The organism is Mesorhizobium sp. M0633, from assembly GCF_040320645.1.
In the GTDB taxonomy this organism is placed as follows: domain Bacteria; phylum Pseudomonadota; class Alphaproteobacteria; order Rhizobiales; family Rhizobiaceae; genus Mesorhizobium.
The window spans coordinates 1-703 of the sequence record NZ_JAMYQC010000126.1; the positions used below are offsets into that span (position 1 = coordinate 1).

General features: G+C 66.3%; 2 protein-coding genes. Both read right to left on the reverse strand.

Annotation, left to right across the window (positions count from 1 at the left end):
- A partial coding sequence (locus NKI47_RS34965; protein WP_352596398.1) for a transposase zinc-binding domain-containing protein occupies positions 1-291 on the reverse strand: 291 nt, incomplete at its 3' end.
- Positions 292-301: 10 nt separating this feature from the next.
- Positions 302-703, reverse strand: a 402-nt coding sequence (locus NKI47_RS34970; RefSeq protein WP_352596399.1) for a tyrosine-type recombinase/integrase, incomplete at its 5' end; no start/stop codon positions are given.

Below are 703 nucleotides of genomic sequence, written 5' to 3' on the forward strand. Positions count from 1 at the left end.
GTGGAAGTAGCCGACCGGCAAGAGATCGGCCTCGCGTGCGGCGAGCCATTCCCTTGCCGCCGCGCCTTGGCACCTTGGACAGTGTCTATTCCTGCAGCTGTTATACGCAATGCGACTGTGGCCGCAGTCCTCGCACGCCTCGACATGACCGCCAAGCGCCGCGGTGCGGCAGGTCTCGATCGCCGACATCACCTTCAGCTGGCCGAGGCTCAAGTGGCCGGCCTGGGCCGCGCGCCAGGCGGCACCATGGCGATGGAAGATGTCGGCGACCTCCAGGGACGGGCGGCGCACCGCCGCCGCGTTATCTGTCCGGTCGTATCTCGCCCTCTGTGAGCAGGCTGATCCGGTCGAGCGGACTCATCACGGTGTGGATCGTCTTGGTGGCGACATGGGCATAGAGCGCGGTCGTATCAATTTTGGCATGGCCGAGCAGAACTTGGATGACGCGAATGTCGACGTCCTGCTGCAGGAGATGTGTGGCGAAGGAATGCCTCAGGGTGTGCGGCGTTACCCGCTTTTTGATCTCGGCGGCCTCCGCCGCGGCATGAACGGCGCGGTTCATCTGCCGCGTGGAGAGCGGCGTGATCGGGCTGCGACCCCGAAATAGCCAGCCTTGCGGCAGCATCACGCCGCGGCGTTTGCCCTCGCGCCACCAGGCGCGCAGAAGCCCGAGCAGCTGCGGCGACAGCATGGCGTGGCGGTC